The sequence below is a fragment of the Nonomuraea sp. ATR24 genome (assembly GCF_041950485.1).
Lineage (GTDB): Bacteria > Actinomycetota > Actinomycetes > Streptosporangiales > Streptosporangiaceae > Nonomuraea > Nonomuraea ceibae.
The window spans coordinates 1-850 of record NZ_JBGNUU010000050.1 but is presented as its reverse complement, the minus strand read 5'-3'; the positions used below and the strand labels follow the sequence as shown (position 1 = coordinate 850).

The 850-nt window shown below is 57.3% G+C and carries 1 rRNA gene; it reads right to left on the bottom strand.

The features are described from left to right. Positions 1-568: ribosomal RNA gene (locus ACBI99_RS45780) — 23S ribosomal RNA — on the bottom strand; the annotation flags it as partial. Positions 569-850: the final 282 nt, after the last annotated feature.

Below are 850 nucleotides of genomic sequence, written 5' to 3'. Positions count from 1 at the left end.
CACTTTTCACCTTTCCCTCACGGTACTCGTGCACTATCGGTCATCAGGGAGTATTTAGGCTTACCAGGTGGTCCTGGCAGATTCACACAGGATTTCTCGGGCCCCGTGCTACTTGGGATCCCCTCAAACAGTCGACAAGGTTTCGCCTACCCGGCTCTCACGGTCTACGGCAGCCCTTCCCAGAGCTTTCAACTACCCCATCGATTTCTCACTGTCCGAAGAAGCGGCAGCTCCTTCAAGAGGGTCCCACGACCCCGGACATGCAACGCCTGCCGGCTATCACACACGCCCGGTTTAGCCTCATCCGCTTTCGCTCACCACTACTCACGGAATCACTGTTGTTTTCTCTTCCTACGGGTACTGAGATGTTTCACTTCCCCGCGTTACCACCAACCGCCCTATACATTCAGGCGGAGGCAACACCACATGACTGGTGCTAGGTTTCCCCATTCGGACATCCCCGGATCAACGTCTGGTTGGCGACTCCCCGAGGCTTAACGCAGCCTCCCACGTCCTTCATCGGCTCCTGATGCCAAGGCATCCACCGTGTGCCCTAAAAAACTTGGCCACAAAGATGCTCGCGTCCACTATGCAAATCTCAAACAACAAACAGCAACCGCCCCCACACCCCGCAACGGAGATGCTTCAGCGGCCCTGTACTGAGGTATCCAACAAACCGAAATCATCCGGTCCGTTTCCTCAGGACCCAACAGTGTGTCCGGTACCCCGTAACCCCTGTGCCGCCGTTCCCACTCCCCTCGCGGGGCGGTACTTGCCGGTCAGCGATCACGCTGTGCCGAGTAGCCAGTGCTCCACTAATGAGCTGCCGTGTGCAAGTCGTTCGCTTGCA